Origin of the sequence: Streptomyces sp. SID12488 (assembly GCF_010548275.1) — a bacterium.
Taxonomy (GTDB): domain Bacteria; phylum Actinomycetota; class Actinomycetes; order Streptomycetales; family Streptomycetaceae; genus Streptomyces.
The window spans coordinates 41,237-57,372 of sequence record NZ_JAAGLT010000030.1 but is presented as its reverse complement, the minus strand read 5'-3'; the positions used below and the strand labels follow the sequence as shown (position 1 = coordinate 57,372).

Annotated in this window: 13 protein-coding genes and 1 pseudogene; 11 read left to right on the top strand and 3 right to left on the bottom strand. The window is 70.8% G+C overall.

Annotated features, from left to right (window positions below):
* The first annotated feature begins 25 nt into the window (after nt 1-25).
* The 5 genes from G3I56_RS33830 (at nt 26) to G3I56_RS33810 (ending at nt 6,913) form a co-directional block, all read left to right on the top strand.
* Complete coding sequence (locus G3I56_RS33830) at nt 26-1,594, top strand: PucR family transcriptional regulator ligand-binding domain-containing protein (RefSeq protein WP_164415770.1); 1,569 nt, start codon at nt 26-28, stop codon at nt 1,592-1,594.
* A gap of 189 nt (nt 1,595-1,783) precedes the next feature.
* Nucleotides 1,784-2,626 carry a nitrilase-related carbon-nitrogen hydrolase gene (locus G3I56_RS33825; protein WP_164319275.1) on the top strand — a complete coding sequence of 281 codons (843 nt, stop codon included), beginning with the start codon at nt 1,784-1,786 and terminating at the stop codon, nt 2,624-2,626.
* A gap of 127 nt (nt 2,627-2,753) precedes the next feature.
* A complete protein-coding gene (gene hydA / locus G3I56_RS33820) occupies nt 2,754-4,157 on the top strand; it encodes a dihydropyrimidinase (RefSeq protein WP_164415768.1) in 1,404 nt (467 codons plus the stop codon).
* A gap of 16 nt (nt 4,158-4,173) precedes the next feature.
* The gene (locus G3I56_RS33815; protein WP_164415765.1) at nt 4,174-5,193 is read left to right on the top strand and encodes a TIGR03842 family LLM class F420-dependent oxidoreductase; all 1,020 of its coding nucleotides are present in this window, start codon (nt 4,174-4,176) and stop codon (nt 5,191-5,193) included.
* A gap of 169 nt (nt 5,194-5,362) precedes the next feature.
* A complete protein-coding gene (locus G3I56_RS33810; protein WP_164415763.1) occupies nt 5,363-6,913 on the top strand; it encodes an NCS1 family nucleobase:cation symporter-1 in 1,551 nt (516 codons plus the stop codon).
* A gap of 31 nt (nt 6,914-6,944) precedes the next feature.
* On the opposite strand, the gene G3I56_RS33805 is transcribed toward G3I56_RS33810, so the two are convergent.
* Nucleotides 6,945-7,607, bottom strand: a complete 663-nt coding sequence (locus tag G3I56_RS33805; protein WP_164415761.1) for a hypothetical protein — start codon at nt 7,605-7,607, stop codon at nt 6,945-6,947.
* Nucleotides 7,608-7,892: 285 nt separating this feature from the next.
* Here G3I56_RS33805 and G3I56_RS33800 point away from each other — a divergent pair, with 285 nt between their 5' ends.
* The 3 genes from G3I56_RS33800 to G3I56_RS33790 all read left to right on the top strand — a co-directional run bounded on the left by G3I56_RS33800 (nt 7,893) and on the right by G3I56_RS33790 (nt 11,643).
* On the top strand, nt 7,893-8,726 hold the full coding sequence (locus tag G3I56_RS33800) for a class I SAM-dependent methyltransferase (RefSeq protein ID WP_164415759.1): 834 nt from the start codon (nt 7,893-7,895) through the stop codon (nt 8,724-8,726).
* Between the two features lie 110 nt (nt 8,727-8,836).
* A complete protein-coding gene (locus G3I56_RS33795; RefSeq protein ID WP_164415757.1) occupies nt 8,837-10,711 on the top strand; it encodes a gamma-glutamyltransferase in 1,875 nt (624 codons plus the stop codon).
* 86 nt (nt 10,712-10,797) lie between these two features.
* The gene (locus tag G3I56_RS33790) at nt 10,798-11,643 is read left to right on the top strand and encodes an inositol monophosphatase family protein (protein ID WP_164415755.1); all 846 of its coding nucleotides are present in this window, start codon (nt 10,798-10,800) and stop codon (nt 11,641-11,643) included.
* Here G3I56_RS33790 and G3I56_RS33785 read toward each other — a convergent pair.
* Nucleotides 11,579-12,241 carry a hypothetical protein gene (locus G3I56_RS33785; protein ID WP_164415753.1) on the bottom strand — a complete coding sequence of 221 codons (663 nt, stop codon included), beginning with the start codon at nt 12,239-12,241 and terminating at the stop codon, nt 11,579-11,581. The two genes, G3I56_RS33790 and G3I56_RS33785, sit on opposite strands and share 65 nt — an antisense overlap.
* 96 nt (nt 12,242-12,337) lie before the next feature.
* Between G3I56_RS33785 and G3I56_RS33780 the strand changes: the two genes are divergently transcribed.
* Entirely contained in the window at nt 12,338-13,747 is a 1,410-nt protein-coding gene (locus tag G3I56_RS33780) for an NAD(P)/FAD-dependent oxidoreductase (protein WP_164415751.1), read from the top strand.
* The gene (locus G3I56_RS33775; protein ID WP_164415749.1) at nt 13,744-14,256 is read left to right on the top strand and encodes an O-acetyl-ADP-ribose deacetylase; all 513 of its coding nucleotides are present in this window, start codon (nt 13,744-13,746) and stop codon (nt 14,254-14,256) included. Before G3I56_RS33780 ends, G3I56_RS33775 begins: the two co-directional genes overlap by 4 nt.
* A gap of 127 nt (nt 14,257-14,383) precedes the next feature.
* Here G3I56_RS33775 and G3I56_RS43390 read toward each other — a convergent pair.
* Nucleotides 14,384-14,503, bottom strand: a pseudogene (locus tag G3I56_RS43390) (transcriptional regulator); the annotation flags it as partial.
* 72 nt (nt 14,504-14,575) lie between these two features.
* On the opposite strand from G3I56_RS43390, the gene G3I56_RS33770 reads away from it, so the two are divergent.
* Nucleotides 14,576-16,132, top strand: a complete 1,557-nt coding sequence (locus G3I56_RS33770; protein WP_164415747.1) for an AlkA N-terminal domain-containing protein — start codon at nt 14,576-14,578, stop codon at nt 16,130-16,132.
* Nucleotides 16,133-16,136 lie beyond the last annotated feature (4 nt).

Genomic DNA, 16,136 nt, shown 5'->3' with positions numbered 1-16,136 from the left:
CAGGACCACAGCAAGGAAGACCGTCATGCTCACGACCACCACCTTGGAACCCGCCCTGTCGGTCCGCCAGGTCCTCGGCCTGGAACGGGTGCTCGCAGGCGAGCCCGAGGTGGTGGCCGGCGCCGGCCAGCTCGACCGGGCCGTGCGCTGGGTGCATGTCGCCGAGGCGGCCGACGTCGGTGTGATGCTCAGCGGCGGTGAGATGATCCTCACGACCGGGGTGCTGCTCGCGGGGGACGAAGAGGCCCAGGTCGAGTACATCCGCTCGCTGCACCGGGCGGAGGCCGCCGCCGTCGTCCTCGGGCTCGGCCGTGCCTTTCCGGCGCCGCCGGACGTCATGCGACGAGCGGCCGAGCGGTGCGGGCTGCCGATGGTGGTGCTCCACCGGCCCTTCCCCTTCGCGGAGTTGACGGAAGAGGTCCAGTCCCGGCTGGTACGACGGAAGTTCGCCGCAGTGAGCCTGTCCGAGGCGGTGCGGACCGCTCTCACGGGGCTCATCACCTCCGGCGCCCCGCTGCAGAACCTCCTCGACGAGGTCGCCTCCCACAGTGCCTGCCCCGTCGTCGTCACCAACCTCGCCCATCGGGTCCTCGCCACGGCGGGGGAGCGGTCGGCCGTCGACGACGTGCTGCGGGACTGGGAGCGGATCTCCAGGCAGGCCGGCGGGAGTGAGGGCGACGGGTGGATCCGGGCCGAGCTGGGCGGGCGCGGGGAACGCTGGGGGCGGATCGTGCTGTGCGGGTACCGCGGTGACGCCGCCACCGGGCGGCTGCTCGCCGACCGGGGCGCCGAGGCACTCGTCCTGCACCGCATGCTCGGGGGCTCCGTGCACACCTGGGAGGAGCAGTCCGCGCAGAGTCTGCTGACGGACCTGGTGAGCGGAGTCGTACCGGCCCGGCAGCTGCTGCCGCGCGCGCGGGCGGCCGGGCTGCCCGTCAACCGGCGTACCTTCGTGCCGCTCGTCGTACGGGACGGCGACCCCGCCGAACTCGACCGCGTACTGCGGCTGTTGGGACTGCCGGGACTGGTCGCCGAGCTGGCCGACGACGCCACCGCCGTACTGCTGAGCCTCGCCCGGGACCAGGACGCCAAGGCGCTCGCCGCGCACTTCGCGCTCCGGCTGCGCACCGAGACCGGTGGCGGCCGGACCGTCGTGGCCGCCGCCGAGGCACTCGCCAACTGGGACGACGTACCCACCGGACTGCGCGAGGCACTCCACGTCGCCGCCGCCGTCGCGGACACGCCGGCGGGGCAGGAGCTGCCGGTGTTGGTGCACCTGCGGGACGTACGGCTGCGCGGGCTGGTCCGGCTGCTGCGGGACGATCCGCACGTCCAGGCGTTCGCGGAGCGGGAGCTGGACGGGCTGCTGTGCGGGACCGAGGGCGAGTCGGAACTGCTGCCCGTACTGCGGACCTATCTCGCCACCGGGCGCAACAAATCACGTACCGCGCAACTGCATCATGTCTCGAGGCCCGCGCTCTACCGGCGGCTGGAAGCGATAGAGACGCGGCTCGGGCTCGATCTCGACGACTTCGAGCAGGCCGCGTCCGTGCATATCGCGCTCCTCGCGCACGACGCCCAGCAAGGCCGATGACCGCTCTCTCCAGCGCTCCGTCTTACCGCTCCGAAACATCAGAGGACCAGGGAAAACAGTGGTGAAACATGGGCCGACGCCAGGGTGACACCGTGGAACGCCGGACGTCCGCAGGCGTGACACCGTGCAACTCAAACCCGCTCTCCAGGCTTCCTAGGCTCGGCGTACACCGAGTGACCGGAGGTCCCGATGAGCAGGGTGATTCGCGCCGCCATTTTCCAGACTGCCTGGACGGGCGACAAGGAGTCGATGATCCAGGTCCACGAGCAGGCGGTCCGCGACGCCGCGGCGCAGGGTGCTCAAGTCATGTGCTTCCAGGAGCTGTTCTACGGCCCCTACTTCTGCCAGGTGCAGGACAAGGCGTTCTACGAGTACGCCGAGCAGATCCCGGACGGCCCGATCGTCAAGCGCTTCCAGGCGCTCGCCAGGGAACTGGGCATCGTCCTCGTCCTGCCGATGTACGAGGAGGAGCAGCCCGGCGTCCTCTACAACACGGCCGCCGTGATCGACGCCGACGGCTCGTACCTCGGCAAGTACCGCAAGCACCACATTCCGCAGGTCGCGGGCTTCTGGGAGAAGTTCTACTTCCGCCCGGGGAACGCCGGCTGGCCGATCTTCGACACGGCCGTGGGCAAGATCGGCGTCTACATCTGCTACGACCGGCACTTCCCGGAGGGCTGGCGTGCGCTCGGCCTCGAAGGCGCCGAGATCGTCTTCAACCCGTCGGCCACGTCGCGCGGTCTGTCCGCCTACCTGTGGCAGCTGGAGCAGCCCGCGGCGGCCGTCGCCAACGAGTACTTCGTCGGCGCGATCAACCGGGTCGGTGTCGAGGAACTGGGCGACAACGACTTCTACGGGACCTCGTACTTCGTGGACCCGGAGGCGCAGTTCGTCGGCGAGGTGGCCAGCGACAAGGAGACCGAACTCGTCGTCCGCGACCTGGACCTGGCCAAGCTGCGCGAGGTCCGCGACCGCTGGCAGTTCTTCCGCGACCGCCGCCCGGACGCATACGGCCCCCTGACCGCGCCGTAGCAAGTCGACCGTCCGTACCCGCGCCCCGCAAGGGGCGCGGGGCAGCGTCCATTTGCGGCTCCGCCGCGGGGCGCGAGCAACCACAAACGACCCGCACCTTTCGACACAACCAGCGGAGCGTAATTTCATGAGCAGCCGTACCGTCATCCGGGGTGGCCTAGTCATCACCGCGTCGGACGAGATCCACGCCGACGTCCTCATCGAGGACGGCCGAATCGCCGCCCTCGCCACCAGCGGAAGCGCCACCGCCGAGGCCTGGACGGCCGAGCGGACCATAGACGCCACCGGGAAGTACGTCATCCCCGGCGGTGTCGACGCGCACACCCACATGGAACTGCCGTTCGGCGGTACGGCCGCCTCCGACACCTTCGAGACCGGCACCCGGGCCGCCGCCTGGGGCGGTACGACCACGATCATCGACTTCGCCGTGCAGAGCGTCGGCCAGTCGCTGCGCGACGGACTCGACACCTGGAACGCCAAGGCCGACGGCAACTGCGCCATCGACTACGGCTTCCACATGATCGTCTCCGACGTGAACCAGGACACGCTCAAGGAGATGGACCTGCTGGTCGAGGAGGGTGTCACCTCCTTCAAGCAGTTCATGGCCTACCCGGGCGTCTTCTACAGCGACGACGGCCAGATCCTGCGCGCCATGCAGCGCTCCGCCGAGAACGGTGGGCTGATCATGATGCACGCCGAGAACGGCATCGCCATCGATGTGCTGGTGGAGCAGGCGCTGGCCCGGGGCGAGACCGACCCCCGCTACCACGGCGAGGTCCGCAAGGCCCTCCTCGAAGCCGAGGCCACGCACCGAGCCATCAAGCTCGCGCAGGTCGCGGGCGCGCCCCTGTACGTCGTCCACGTCTCGGCGCAGGAGGCGGTCGCCGAGCTGGCACGGGCACGTGACGAGGGCCTCAACGTCTTCGGCGAGACCTGCCCGCAGTACCTGTTCCTGTCCACCGACAACCTCGCGGAGCCGGACTTCGAGGGCGCGAAGTACGTGTGCAGCACGCCGCTTCGCCCCAAGGACCACCAGGCCGCGCTCTGGCGGGGCCTGCGGACCAACGACCTCCAGGTCGTCTCCACGGACCACTGCCCGTTCTGCTTCGAGGGGCAGAAGGAGCTGGGCCGCGGCGACTTCTCGAAGATCCCCAACGGGCTTCCGGGTGTCGAGAACCGCATGGACCTCCTCCACCAGGGTGTCGTCGACGGGCACATCAGCCGCCGTCGCTGGATCGAGATCGCCTGCGCCACCCCGGCCCGGATGTTCGGCCTCTACCCGAAGAAGGGCACCATCGCCCCGGGCGCCGACGCCGACGTCGTCATCTACGACCCCACGGCCGAGCAGATCGTCTCCGCCGAGACGCACCACATGAACGTCGACTACTCGGCGTACGAGGGCAAGCGGCTCACCGGCCGCGTCGAGACCGTGCTCTCGCGCGGCGAACTCGTCATCACCGAGCGGGAGTTCACCGGGCGCGCGGGTCACGGCGTCTACACCCCCCGCTCCACCTGTCAGTACCTGATCTGAACTAGGAGCAGCGCTAATGGACTTCGGCCTCGTCCTGCAGACCGACCCGCCGGCCTCGCGTGTCATCGAGCTGATGCAGCGCGCCGAGGGCAACGGCTTCACGTACGGCTGGACCTTCGACTCCGCCGTGCTGTGGCAGGAGCCGTTCGTGATCTACAGTCAGATCCTCTCCAGCACCGAGAAGTTGACGGTCGGCCCGATGGTCACCAACCCGGGCACCCGCACCTGGGAGGTCACCGCCTCCACCTTCGCCACCCTCAACGACATGTTCGGCAACCGCACGGTGTGCGGCATCGGCCGCGGCGACTCCGCGATGCGAGTCGCCGGCCGTACGCCCAACACCCTGGCCCGGATCAGCGGCGCGATGAAGGTCATCCGCTCGCTCGGTCGCGGCGACGAGGCCGACCTCGGCGGCACGGTGATCAAGTTCCCGTGGGTGCGGCCGGGTGCCGAACTCCCCGTCTGGATGGCCGCGTACGGCCCGAAGGCGCTCAAGATGACGGGCGAGGAGGCCGACGGGTTCATCCTCCAGCTCTCCGACCTCTATCTGACCGAGTACATGGTCAAGACGGTGAAGGACGCGGCCGTCGCCGCCGGACGTGACCCGTCCGAGGTGAAGATCTGCGTCGCCGCCCCCGCGTACATCACCGAGGACGACTCGCCCGAGGCGCTCGCCCACGCCCGCGACCAGTGCCGCTGGTTCGGCGGGATGGTCGGTAACCACGTCGCCGACCTGGTGTCGAAGTACGGCGAGCACTCCGCCGCCGTACCCGAGGAACTCACGGACTACATCAAGGCCCGTGAGGGCTACGACTACTCCCACCACGGACGGGCCGACAACCCCGACACCCAGTTCGTGCCCGACGAGATCGTCGACCGGTTCTGCGTCATCGGCACCCCCGAGATGCACATCGAGAAGCTCAACAAGCTGCGTGAGCTCGGCGTCGACCAGTTCGCCCTCTACGACATGCACGACGCCCAGGAAGCCGTCATCGACGCCTACGGGTCGACGGTCATCCCGGCCGTCAACGCCTGACGACGCACACCGGTTGCCGTGTTACGTCCCGCACGTCCCCACCATCTCCCTCTCCCCGGCGTTCAGGTAGCCGGGGAGAGGGTCAGGACTCCTCCGGGTGTCCTGTGCGCATCCCCCAACGCGCCACCCGCACGGCCTTTCCCGACCCACCTCATTGATTGGCCTGCCCATGACCGACACCGCTCCCACGGCCATACCGCCGTCCTCCCAACTCACCCTCCCCGACGGCAGGGTGGAGATCTCCCCCGACGCGCCCGCTCCCACCGGGCCGTACGCCAACGAGGACCTGCTGCCGGTTCCGGTCGAGAAGCGCACCTGGACCACGTACAACTTCTCCGCCCTCTGGGTGGGCATGGCCCACAACACGGCCTCCTGGACCCTTGCTTCGGGTCTGATCGCCGTGGGCATGGACTGGAAGCAGGCAGTGCTCACGATCGCCCTGGCGAACGTGATCGTGCTGGTCCCGATGCTGCTCACCGGGCACGCCGGGCCGAAGTACGGCATCCCCTTCCCCGTCTTCGCCCGCGCCTCCTTCGGGGTGCGCGGCGCCAACCTCCCCGCTGTCGTACGAGCGTTGGTGGCATGCGGCTGGTTCGGCATCCAGACCTGGATCGGCGGCGAGGCGATCTACTTCCTCGCCGGAAAGCTCATCGGTGACGGCTGGGCGAACGCCTCGCACATCGGGGGCTACGCCTGGACGATGTGGCTGTCCTTCGCCATCTTCTGGGCGATCCAGGTCGCCATCATCTACCGGGGCATGGAGACCATCCGCCGGTTCGAGAACTGGGCCGCGCCCTTCGTGCTCCTCGGCGCCGGCGTGATGCTGTGGTGGATGGCCGACAAGGCCGGCGGCTTCGGTCCGCTGCTCGACCAGCCCTCCAAGCTGGGCTATGGCGCGGACTTCTGGAAGATCTTCGCGCCCGCCCTCATGGGCATGATCGGCTTCTGGTCCACGCTGTCCCTGAACATCCCGGACTTCACTCGGTACGGGAAGAGCCAGAAGGCCCAGACATGGGGACAGGCGCTCGGCCTGCCCACCACGATGACGCTGTTCGCGTTCCTGTCCGTCATGGTCACCTCGGGCTCGCAGGCCGTGTACGGCGAGGCCATCTGGGACCCGGTACAGCTCGCCGCCAAGACCGACAACGTCTTCGGGCTGCTGTTCGCCCTGGTCACCGTGCTGGTGGCGACCCTGTCCGTGAACGTCGCGGCCAACCTGGTCTCCCCGGCTTTCGACTTCTCCAACATCGCGCCCCGGAAGATCAGCTTCCGGACGGGCGCGCTTGCCACCTGCGTACTCGGCGTGCTGATCTTCCCGTGGAAGCTGTACTCCGACCCGCAGGGCTACATCTTCACCTGGCTCGGCCTGGTCGGCGGTCTCCTCGGCACGGTCGCGGGCATCCTCATCGCCGACTACTGGATCCTGCGCCGCGGCAAGCTCGACCTCGCCGACCTGTACCGGGCGGGCGGACGCTACTGGTACGACAACGGCTGGAACTGGCGGGCGGTCGTCGCGTTCGTGGTCGGTGGCGTACTGGCCGTGGGCGGCGCCAACTTCGCGCCCATCATCGACGGGCGGCCCATCCCGGCACTGTCCTCACTGGCCGACTACGGCTGGGCCGTGGGCCTGGGCACCTCAATGGTGCTCTACCTGGTGCTGATGCTGGCGACCGGCCAGGGGCGGGACGAGGTGACGGAGACGGAGACGACCACGGTCTGACCCAGTGCTGTGCCCTTGAGGGCGGCCGGTTCTACCGGCCGCCCTCAAGCGCTGCCACCGCGTCCCGGGCGGCCTTGATGGCGCCCTTGTTGATCACATCCGTGCTGGGTGCCTTCTTCGACTCGAAGTCGCTGCCGTTGTACGTGATCACCACCAGCGCGTTCGACGCGCGGACCAGGACCACACCCTCGCGGGTCTGCTGCTTGTCCTCGGTGGTCAGGTTCACGACGGAGTAGGCGGCGTCACCGAGACCCGGCACCACCCCGCCGCCGCTTTTCTCCGAGAGCCGGTCCTTGTACGTCTTCTCCGCCGCCGCGTCCGTGTCGGACAGCTCGAACGACACGTCGAGCCAGCGGTAGTCGTACTCCTTGAGCGCGTTCCAGGAGCAGGTGCGGCGCGCGTCCGTGTCCGTCGACGGGATCTCCTTGCCGGCCGCCTTGGCGCCCGGGACAAGGGACTTGATCGTCCCAGGGGTCACGGCCGAGCAGGGCGCGGGTGCGGCGGTGAAGGTCTTCGTCGCCGCCGAGGTCGAGGGCGCGGTGGGCGACGCGGACGCACCCGTGGTGGCCGCCGTCTCGTGTTTGTCGGTCGGCGCCGCGGCGAGCGGACCCGCGGACAGCGCCCAGCCGGCCGTGGCGAGCACGGCGACGGGCGCCAGGCGGGTGGTGAGTGCGAGCGGCAAGGGAAGGCTCAAGGTGCACTTCTCGTGGGGGACGGTGCGGAGGGGGTCCGCACTCCGGACGGGACGCCAGTGTCACATGACTGCCTGTGGGGCGGAAGTAGGAACTCGTTCCGTGGCTGTGCGATGACTGTCACTCAATGTCCGCCGCCCGTACTGTCCGTCCGAATGCGCAAATCGACGTCGATGACGCCCAATTCGCCATCGATGCCAGGTATTGTCGCGAAGCTCTCATAAGTGATGAGACGGGCACGCCGATAACGGCTTGCGCCGTTCCGTGCCCGTTCGGAGGCTTGAGGCATGTCCTCCACATCGCCCACCACGCACGACACGCCTGTCGACCGCCCCGCCGTGCCCGAGGAGATCCTCGCCTACTACGCGCGCGGCGAGGAGGACGCCCGTATCCGGCGGGGTTCCGGACGGCTGGAGTTCTGGCGGACCCAGGACGTGCTCCGGCGGCTGCTGCCCGCGGCCCCCGCGCGCGTGCTGGACGTCGGCGGGGGCAGTGGGGTGCACGCGGAGTGGCTGGCGCGGGACGGGTACGAGGTCGAGCTGGTCGATCCCGTGCCGCTGCATCTGGAGCAGGCGGGACGGCTGCCCGGTGTCACCGCGCGGCTCGGGGACGCCCGTGCGCTGCCCGCGGACGACGCGTCCCGCGACGTGGTCCTGATGCTCGGACCGCTCTACCACCTGCCCGAACGGCCGGACCGGGTGAGGGCGTTGGGCGAGGCTCTGCGGGTCGTCCGGCCCGGGGGACTGGTCGTCGCGGCCACCATCAACCGCCATGCCGCGCTGCACGACCTGCTGCGGGAGGAGCGCTACTTCGACCCGGCCCACCGGGCCCACACCGACGAGGTCAGCGCCACCGGCCGACACGGCATAGGCGGCCTGTTCACGACCGCCTACTTCGCCGAACCGACCGAGGTACCGGCCGAGTTCAGCGCGGCCGGACTCGTCCCGGACGGTCAGTACGGACTGGAGGGCGTCGCGTGGCTCATGGGCGGCGTCGAGCAGTGGCTGGACGACCCGGAACGCCGCGAGGCGGTCATGTCCGCGACCCGCCGCATCGAGTCCGAGCCGACGCTGCTCGGTGCGAGCGGCCACGTGCTGACGGCTGGACGGCGTCGGCCGTAGCCGAGAGGTGAGTCGGCGCGGGCGGTGTATCCGGTACCGGGTATACCGGGGGCGCGGCGTGGGGTACGTACGATCATCGGATCACGTGCCGCAGTGTGAAGGAGTCGCCCGTGTTCACCACTCGACCCACACTCCAGGGCACCTTCGGGATGGTGTCCTCCACCCACTGGCTGGCCTCGCAGTCGGCGATGGCCGTCCTGGAGGCCGGCGGCAACGCGTACGACGCCGCCGTTGCCGCGGGCTTCGTCCTGCACGTCGTCGAACCGCATCTCAACGGGCCCGCCGGTGAGGTGCCGATCATCATCGCCCCGGCCGGCGGCGAGGTGCGGGTGCTGTGCGGGCAGGGCGTCGCGCCCGCCGGGGCCACGGTCGCGCACTACCGGGGACTGGGGCTCGATCTCGTACCCGGCACCGGGCCCCTCGCCGCCGCCGTGCCCGGCGCCTTCGACGCCTGGATGCTCCTCCTCCGCGACCACGGCACCAAGCCACTCGCCGATGTCCTCAAATACGCCATCGGGTACGCCGAGGACGGGCACCCGCCCGTGGAGAGCGTCGGCGCGACCGTGGAGATGGTACGGGAACTGTTCGAGACGGAGTGGACCTCCTCCGCGGACGTGTACCTGCCCGGTGGACAGGCGCCCCGGCCAGGCGAGCTGTTCCGCAATCCCGCGCTGGCCGCCACCTGGAAGCGCCTGCTCGCCGAGGTCGCCGGGGCGGGGGACCGCGTCGCCCAGATCGAAGCGGCACGGGAGGTGTGGCGCACCGGCTTCATCGCCGAGGCGCTCGTACAGCAGTCCGCGCGGCCCACCCTCGACACCAGCGGCACGCACCACACCGGCACCCTGACAGCCGCCGACCTCGCCTCCTGGTCCGCGTCCTACGAGGCCCCGGCGACCTACGACTGGCACGGCTGGACCCTCTGCAAGGCCGGCCCCTGGAGTCAGGGCCCGGCCCTCCTCCAGCAGCTCGCGCTCCTCCCGCCCGAACTGCCCGAGTACGGGTCCGCCGACTACGTCCACCTGCTGATCGAGGGCTGCAAGCTGGCCATGGCGGACCGGGAGGCCTGGTACGGGGACGCGTCCGGCGGGGCCGACGTACCGCTCGACGAACTGCTGTCCGACGCCTACAACGCCGACCGTCGGACGCTCGTAGGAGACAAGGCCTCGTACGAGCTACGGCCCGGCAGCCCCGGCGGGCGCACCCCGCGACTGTGCGCACACGCGCGCGTGGTGACTACGGACGAGCCCGGATCCAGCGCCCTGGGGGCAGGGGAGCCGACGGTCGCGGTCGGTGGCCCGCCGGGGGCCGGGGAGCCGACCGTCGCCGAGCACCCGGCCGCACCCGTGTCCGGCGAGCCAGAGATCGCCTCCGACGGCTCCACCCGGGGCGACACCTGCCACCTCGACGTCGTCGACCGCTGGGGCAACATGGTCGCGGCCACGCCCAGCGGCGGCTGGCTCCAGTCCAACCCCGTCGTACCCGAACTGGGCTTCCCCCTCGGCACCCGGCTCCAGATGGCCTGGCTGGAGGAGGGCCTGCCGAACTCCCTCGCTCCCGGCCGCCGACCCCGGACCACCCTCACCCCCTCCGTCGCGCTGCGCGACGGGGTGCCGGTGCTGGCCTTCGGTTCGCCCGGTGGGGACCAGCAGGACCAGTGGCAGCTGCACTTCTTCCTCGCGGTCGCCCTGTGCCCCGAAGTGCGCGGCGGCCTGGACCTCCAGGGCGCGATCGATGCCCCCAACTGGCACAACGACAGCTTCCCGGGGTCCTTCTACCCCCGCGGCACGCGCCCCGGGAGCGTCACCGTGGAGGCCCGCACGGCAGGCGAAGTGGTCGAGGAGCTGCGCCGCCGGGGGCATGACGTGACGATCGGTGGCGCCTGGTCCGAGGGCCGGCTGTGCGCGGTCGGCCGGGACCCGGAGACGGGTGTCCTGTCGGCGGCGGCGAATCCGCGGGGGATGCAGGGGTACGCGGTCGGGCGCTGATGTCCGAATCCTGGTCTTCAGGCGGATTCCATCCCATGTCCACCGGACCGGAGTGGATTGTCAGTGCCGCGTGCTCTCATGGAGTCATGATCGAAGAAAACGAAACCATCGAAGAGTTTCTCGCCCGGCACGCGTCCGACGTCGAAGAAGCGGTCCGTGAGGCGGCGGCCACGGAGATCATGCCGCGCTTCCGGCAGCTCGCCGCCCACGAGGTCGACCAGAAGAGCGGCCCGCACGACCTGGTGACCGACGCCGACCGCAAGGCCGAGCTGTACCTCACCGAAGTGCTGCCCAAGCTGCTGCCCGGCTCCGTCGTGGTCGGCGAGGAGGCCGTGCACGCCAACCCCGCTTCGTACGAGGCGATACAGGGTGAGGCGCCGGTCTGGATCGTCGACCCCGTGGACGGCACCCGGCAGTTCGTCCACGGCGACCCCGGCTTCTGCACGCTCGTCGCGCTCGCACACCGTGGGGTCGTCCGCGCGTCGTGGACGTTCGCCGCGGCCCGCGACCAGCTCGCCACGGCGATCCGCGGACAGGGCGCCTTCCTCGACGGCACACCCCTGCACGCGGGCGCGCCCGAGGCCGGCCGCGACCTCCGGGTGGCCACCTCCCACCCGGACTACACGACGGACGAACAGAAGCGCGCGCTGCTCGGCCTGTGGACGGACGGCGTCCGTCCGCGCGCCTGCGGCTCGGCAGGCCTGGAGTATCTGGCCATCGCCCGGGGCGAGTTGGACGCCACCGCGTTCTCCTGGGAGGCCGCCTGGGACCACGCCGCGGGCATCCTCCTCGTCGAGGAGGCCGGCGGCGCGCACCTGACCCGCGCGGGCGACCCGTTCCGCATAACCGGCGGCAACGTGCTGCCGTTCACCGCAGCGCGCGACGCGGCCACGGCTCGCCGGGTGGTGGAGCTGCTGTCGGGCGGAGCCTGATCTGCGGGCGGGCCGAGCTGAAACGCAGGGTGACGACCTCGAACTCGGCCACGGTGCCCACCGCCGGCCAGTCCGCGGGGTCGAAGGGCAGCCAGGCGACGTCCACGAAGGCGTCCACCGGCAGGTTGATGTCGACGAACAGACCCGTCCGGCCCGGCCCCCACGGAAGCGCGCACACCATGCCGGTGAGCAGGGCCCCCTCCGGCAGCGGGCCGGTGAGGTAGTGGCTCAGATGCCGGTGCCGCAGGGCCGTGGACCACGCCCGCTCGAACTCCGGTTCGGTCACGTCCACCGCCTCCGGCGGCACCTCCACAGCGCCCTCGGTGAACGCCCCGTACACGGTCTGGTAGAGCTGGACGCCAAGGCGCCCGAACCGCTCGCGCACGAGGGCCAGTTGGGCCTGTGCGGCGGCCATCGAGGCACCGCCGGACGTGGTGCCGTCGGGGTTCTGGACGGGCTCGCACGAGCGCGGGACCTCCAGTGCTGCCTCGAACACCGCCTGCCGCAGCACCCAGCCGTCGTCCTCGACCTCGAACCAGTACCAGGCGGTGTCGTCGGCGTCCTCGCCGGGCGATTGGATGCGGAAACGGCGCGTCATCCGGCCGAGGTTACCCGCGCCGGGCAGTGTCGGTGTCCCGGCATATCCTGATCTGAAGTGGCCGTCGGCTGACGAAGGAGTCCGAAGGTGCCGTCGATGCTCGATGCGGTCGTGGTGGGGGCGGGGCCCAATGGGCTGACGGCTGCCGTGGAGCTGGCCCGACGGGGCTTCTCCGTGGCCGTCTTCGAGGCGCGCGACACCGTGGGCGGTGGCGCCCGAACGGAGGAGCTGACGCTGCCCGGCTTCCGGCACGACCCGTGCTCGGCGGCGCACCCGCTCGGCATCAACTCCCCGGCGTTCAGGGCGATGCCGCTGGCGAGGTACGGACTGGAGTGGCTGCACGCCGACCTGCCCATGGCCCACCCCTTCCTGGACGGCACGGCCGCGGTGCTGTCCCGTTCCGTGGCCGAGACGGCCGCCTCCTTCGGGCCGCGTGACGCGGGCGCGTACCGCAGGCTGGTCGAGCCGTTCCTCAGCAGGTGGGACACGCTTGCCCACGACTTCATGTCGCTTCCCCTGACCTCGCTGCCCCGCGACCCGGTCACGCTCGCCCGCTTCGGTCTGGTCGGCCTGCCGCCCTCGACCTGGCTGATGCGCCGCTTCCGCGACGAGCGGGCGAAAGCCCTGTTCGCAGGCCTCGTCGGACACGTCATGGCTCCGCTCGACGGGGTCGCCACCGGTGCGGTCGGCCTGGTCTTCGCGCTGGCCGCACACGCCCGCGGCTGGCCGGTCGCCCGCGGCGGCTCCCAGTCGATCTCCGACGCGCTCACCGCGTATCTGACGGACCTCGGGGGCACCGTCCACACCGACTACGAGGTCAAGCGGCTGGACGACCTGCCACCCGCACGTGCGTACATCTTCGACACCTCACCCACCGCGCTGGCCCGTATCGCGGGCTTCGGCGGCTACTACGAGCGCTACCGCTACGGCGCGGGCGTCTTCAAGATCGACTACGCGCTGGACGGCCCCGTGCCCTGGACGGCGCCGGAGGCCCGCACGGCGACCACCGTCCAGGTCGCCGCGGACAGGGCAGAGATCGACACCGCCCTGCGCGCCGCGTCCCGCGAGGGCAAGGCACCCGACACCCCCTTCCTGATCACCGTCCAGCCGAGCGTCGTCGACCCCTCCCGGGCCCCCGAGGGCAAGCAGGTCTTCTGGGCCTACGGACACGTCCCGAACGGCTGGACGGGCGACCTCACCGACGCCATCGAACGCCAACTGGAGCGCTTCGCCCCCGGCTTCAGGGACCAGGTCCTTGCCCGCGCGACCGCCGGCCCACCTCAACTCGCGGCCCGCAACGCCAACTACGTCGGCGGCGACATCGGATCCGGCGCGGCCAGCGGCCTCCAGCTCGTGCTGCGGCCCAAGCTCTCCCTGTTCCCGTACGCCACCCCGCACCCGGCCGTCTTCATCTGCTCCTCGGCCACCCCGCCGGGCCCCGGCGTGCACGGCATGTCGGGACACAACGCGGCGAAGGCCGTCTGGAGAAGGCTGAGGCAGTCATGACCGCCATCACGCTTGTCAAGGGCGACATCACCCGACAGAGTGCCGACGCGATCGTCAACGCCGCGAACTCGTCACTCCTGGGTGGCGGAGGCGTCGACGGGGCGATCCATCGGAGAGGCGGCCCCGAGATCCTCGCGGCCTGCCGAGCGCTGCGCGCCTCGCACTACGGCAAGGGTCTGGCCGTCGGCAAGGCGGTCGCCACGACCGCCGGCAACCTGGACGCGCGCTGGGTGATCCACACGGTGGGGCCCCGGTTCCTCCCCGAGGAGGACCGGTCCGCACTGCTGGCCTCGTGCTACCGGGAGTCACTGAGGGTGGCCGACGAACTCGGCGCCCGCACGGTGGCGTTCCCGGCGGTTTCCGCCGGCATCTTCGGGTGGCCGATGGAGGACGCGGCTCGTATCGCGGTGGAGACCGTGCGGACGACGGAGACCGAGGTCGAGGAGGCGAGGTTCGTCCTCTTCGACGATCAGGCGTTCGAGGCGTTCGCCGGGCAAGTGCGCTGCTGACGGAGGGGGTTCGGTCTGCGCCCATCGGTGCCGGTGCCGGTGGGCGGTTGACGTTGCCCGGGCCGAGGGGCCCATGGCGAGGCCCGGGACACCGGACCCGGCGACGGGCAGGCCGGTGCCGGATCTGTCACGGGCCGTCGCGACGCCAGGACGACGGTTCACTCTTCCCCTGGGCCGCCTGCAGGTCGGCCAGCAGCTCCGCCTGTCCGGCCGGCACGCCGGACAGGATGGTCCGCGCGACCCGGAGCCTCCCTGGACACGCCACCTCGATGTCGGATTCTCGCCAGCTCCGGCCCAGCCCATCGCCGATGCTGGACGTATGCGGAACGCGATGCACACCGACACCGAGCACTGCGTACGTGCCGTCCAGTCCAAGGATGCGCGCTTCGACGGCTGGTTCTTCACGGCGGTCCTGACCACCCGGATCTACTGCCGGCCCAGTTGCCCGGTGGTGCCGCCCAAGCCCGAGAACATGACCTTCTACCCGAGCGCGGCGGCCTGCCAGCAGGCCGGCTTCCGGGCCTGCAAGCGGTGCCGGCCCGACACCAGCCCCGGCTCACCGGAGTGGAACCAGCGAGCCGACCTCGTGGCCCGCGCGATGCGGCTGATCGGCGACGGGATCGTGGACCGCGAAGGCGTCCCCGGCCTCGCCGCCCGCCTCGGCTACAGCATCCGCCAGATCGAACGGCAACTCCTCGCCGAACTGGGCGCCGGCCCGCTCGCCCTCGCTCGCGCCCAACGTGCCCAGACCGCGCGGCTCCTCGCCGAGACGACCGCGCTGCCCATGGCGGAGATCGCCTTCGCGGCCGGCTTCTCCTCGATCCGGACCTTCAACGACACCGTCCGCGAGGTCTTCGCCCTCTCCCCGAGCGCACTCCGAGACCGCCTCCCGAAGACACGCACCGACAAGACACGTACTGCTCAGAGGGGCATCGACAAGGCCCGCACCGATGCCCGTCCGAGTGGTACAGGCACGCCCGTCGGTACCCCGGCCGCGCTGAACCTCCGCCTCCCCTTCCGCGCCCCGCTCAACCCCGACAACCTCTTCGGCCACCTCGCCGCGACCGCCGTACCCGGCGTGGAGGAATGGCGCGACGGCGCCTATCGCCGGACCCTGCGCCTCCCGTACGGACACGGCATCGCCGCCCTCACCCCGAAGCCAGACCACATCGCATGCCGCCTCACCCTCACCGACCTGCGCGATCTGCCCGTCGCCATCAGTCGATGCCGCCGGATGCTCGACCTGGACGCCGATCCGGTCGCGGTCGACGAGCAGTTGCGTACGGATCCGGTGCTGGCGCCGCTCGTCGCGAAGGCCCCGGGGCGACGTGTCCCGCGCACGGTCGACGAAGCGGAGTTCGCCTTACGGGCGGTGCTGGGCCAGCAGGTGTCCACGGCCGCCGCCCGTACCCACGCGGCCCGTCTCGTCACGGCGTACGGCGACCCGGTCGACGATCCGGAGGGCGGCCTCACCCACCTCTTCCCGACCCCGCAGACCCTGGCCGCCCTCGACCCCGAGTCTCTGGCCATGCCCCGCACCCGGAGGACCACGTTCACCACCCTCGTCGGTCAACTCGCCGATGGTGTCCTTCACCTGGGCGTCGAGAGCGACTGGGCGGAGGCCCGCTCCCGACTCCTCACCCTCCCCGGATTCGGGCCCTGGACCGTCGACGTCATCGCGATGCGGGCCCTCGGCGACCCCGACGCGTTTCTTCCCACGGACCTCGGAATCCGGCGCGCGGCCCAGGAGTTGGGCCTCCCGTCGACGCCGGCGGCGCTCACCGCACGCGCAGCGGCCTGGCGGCCGTGGCGGGCCTACGCGGTCCAGTACCTGTGGGCGACGGACAGCCACCCGATCAACTTCCTCCCCGTATAAGACA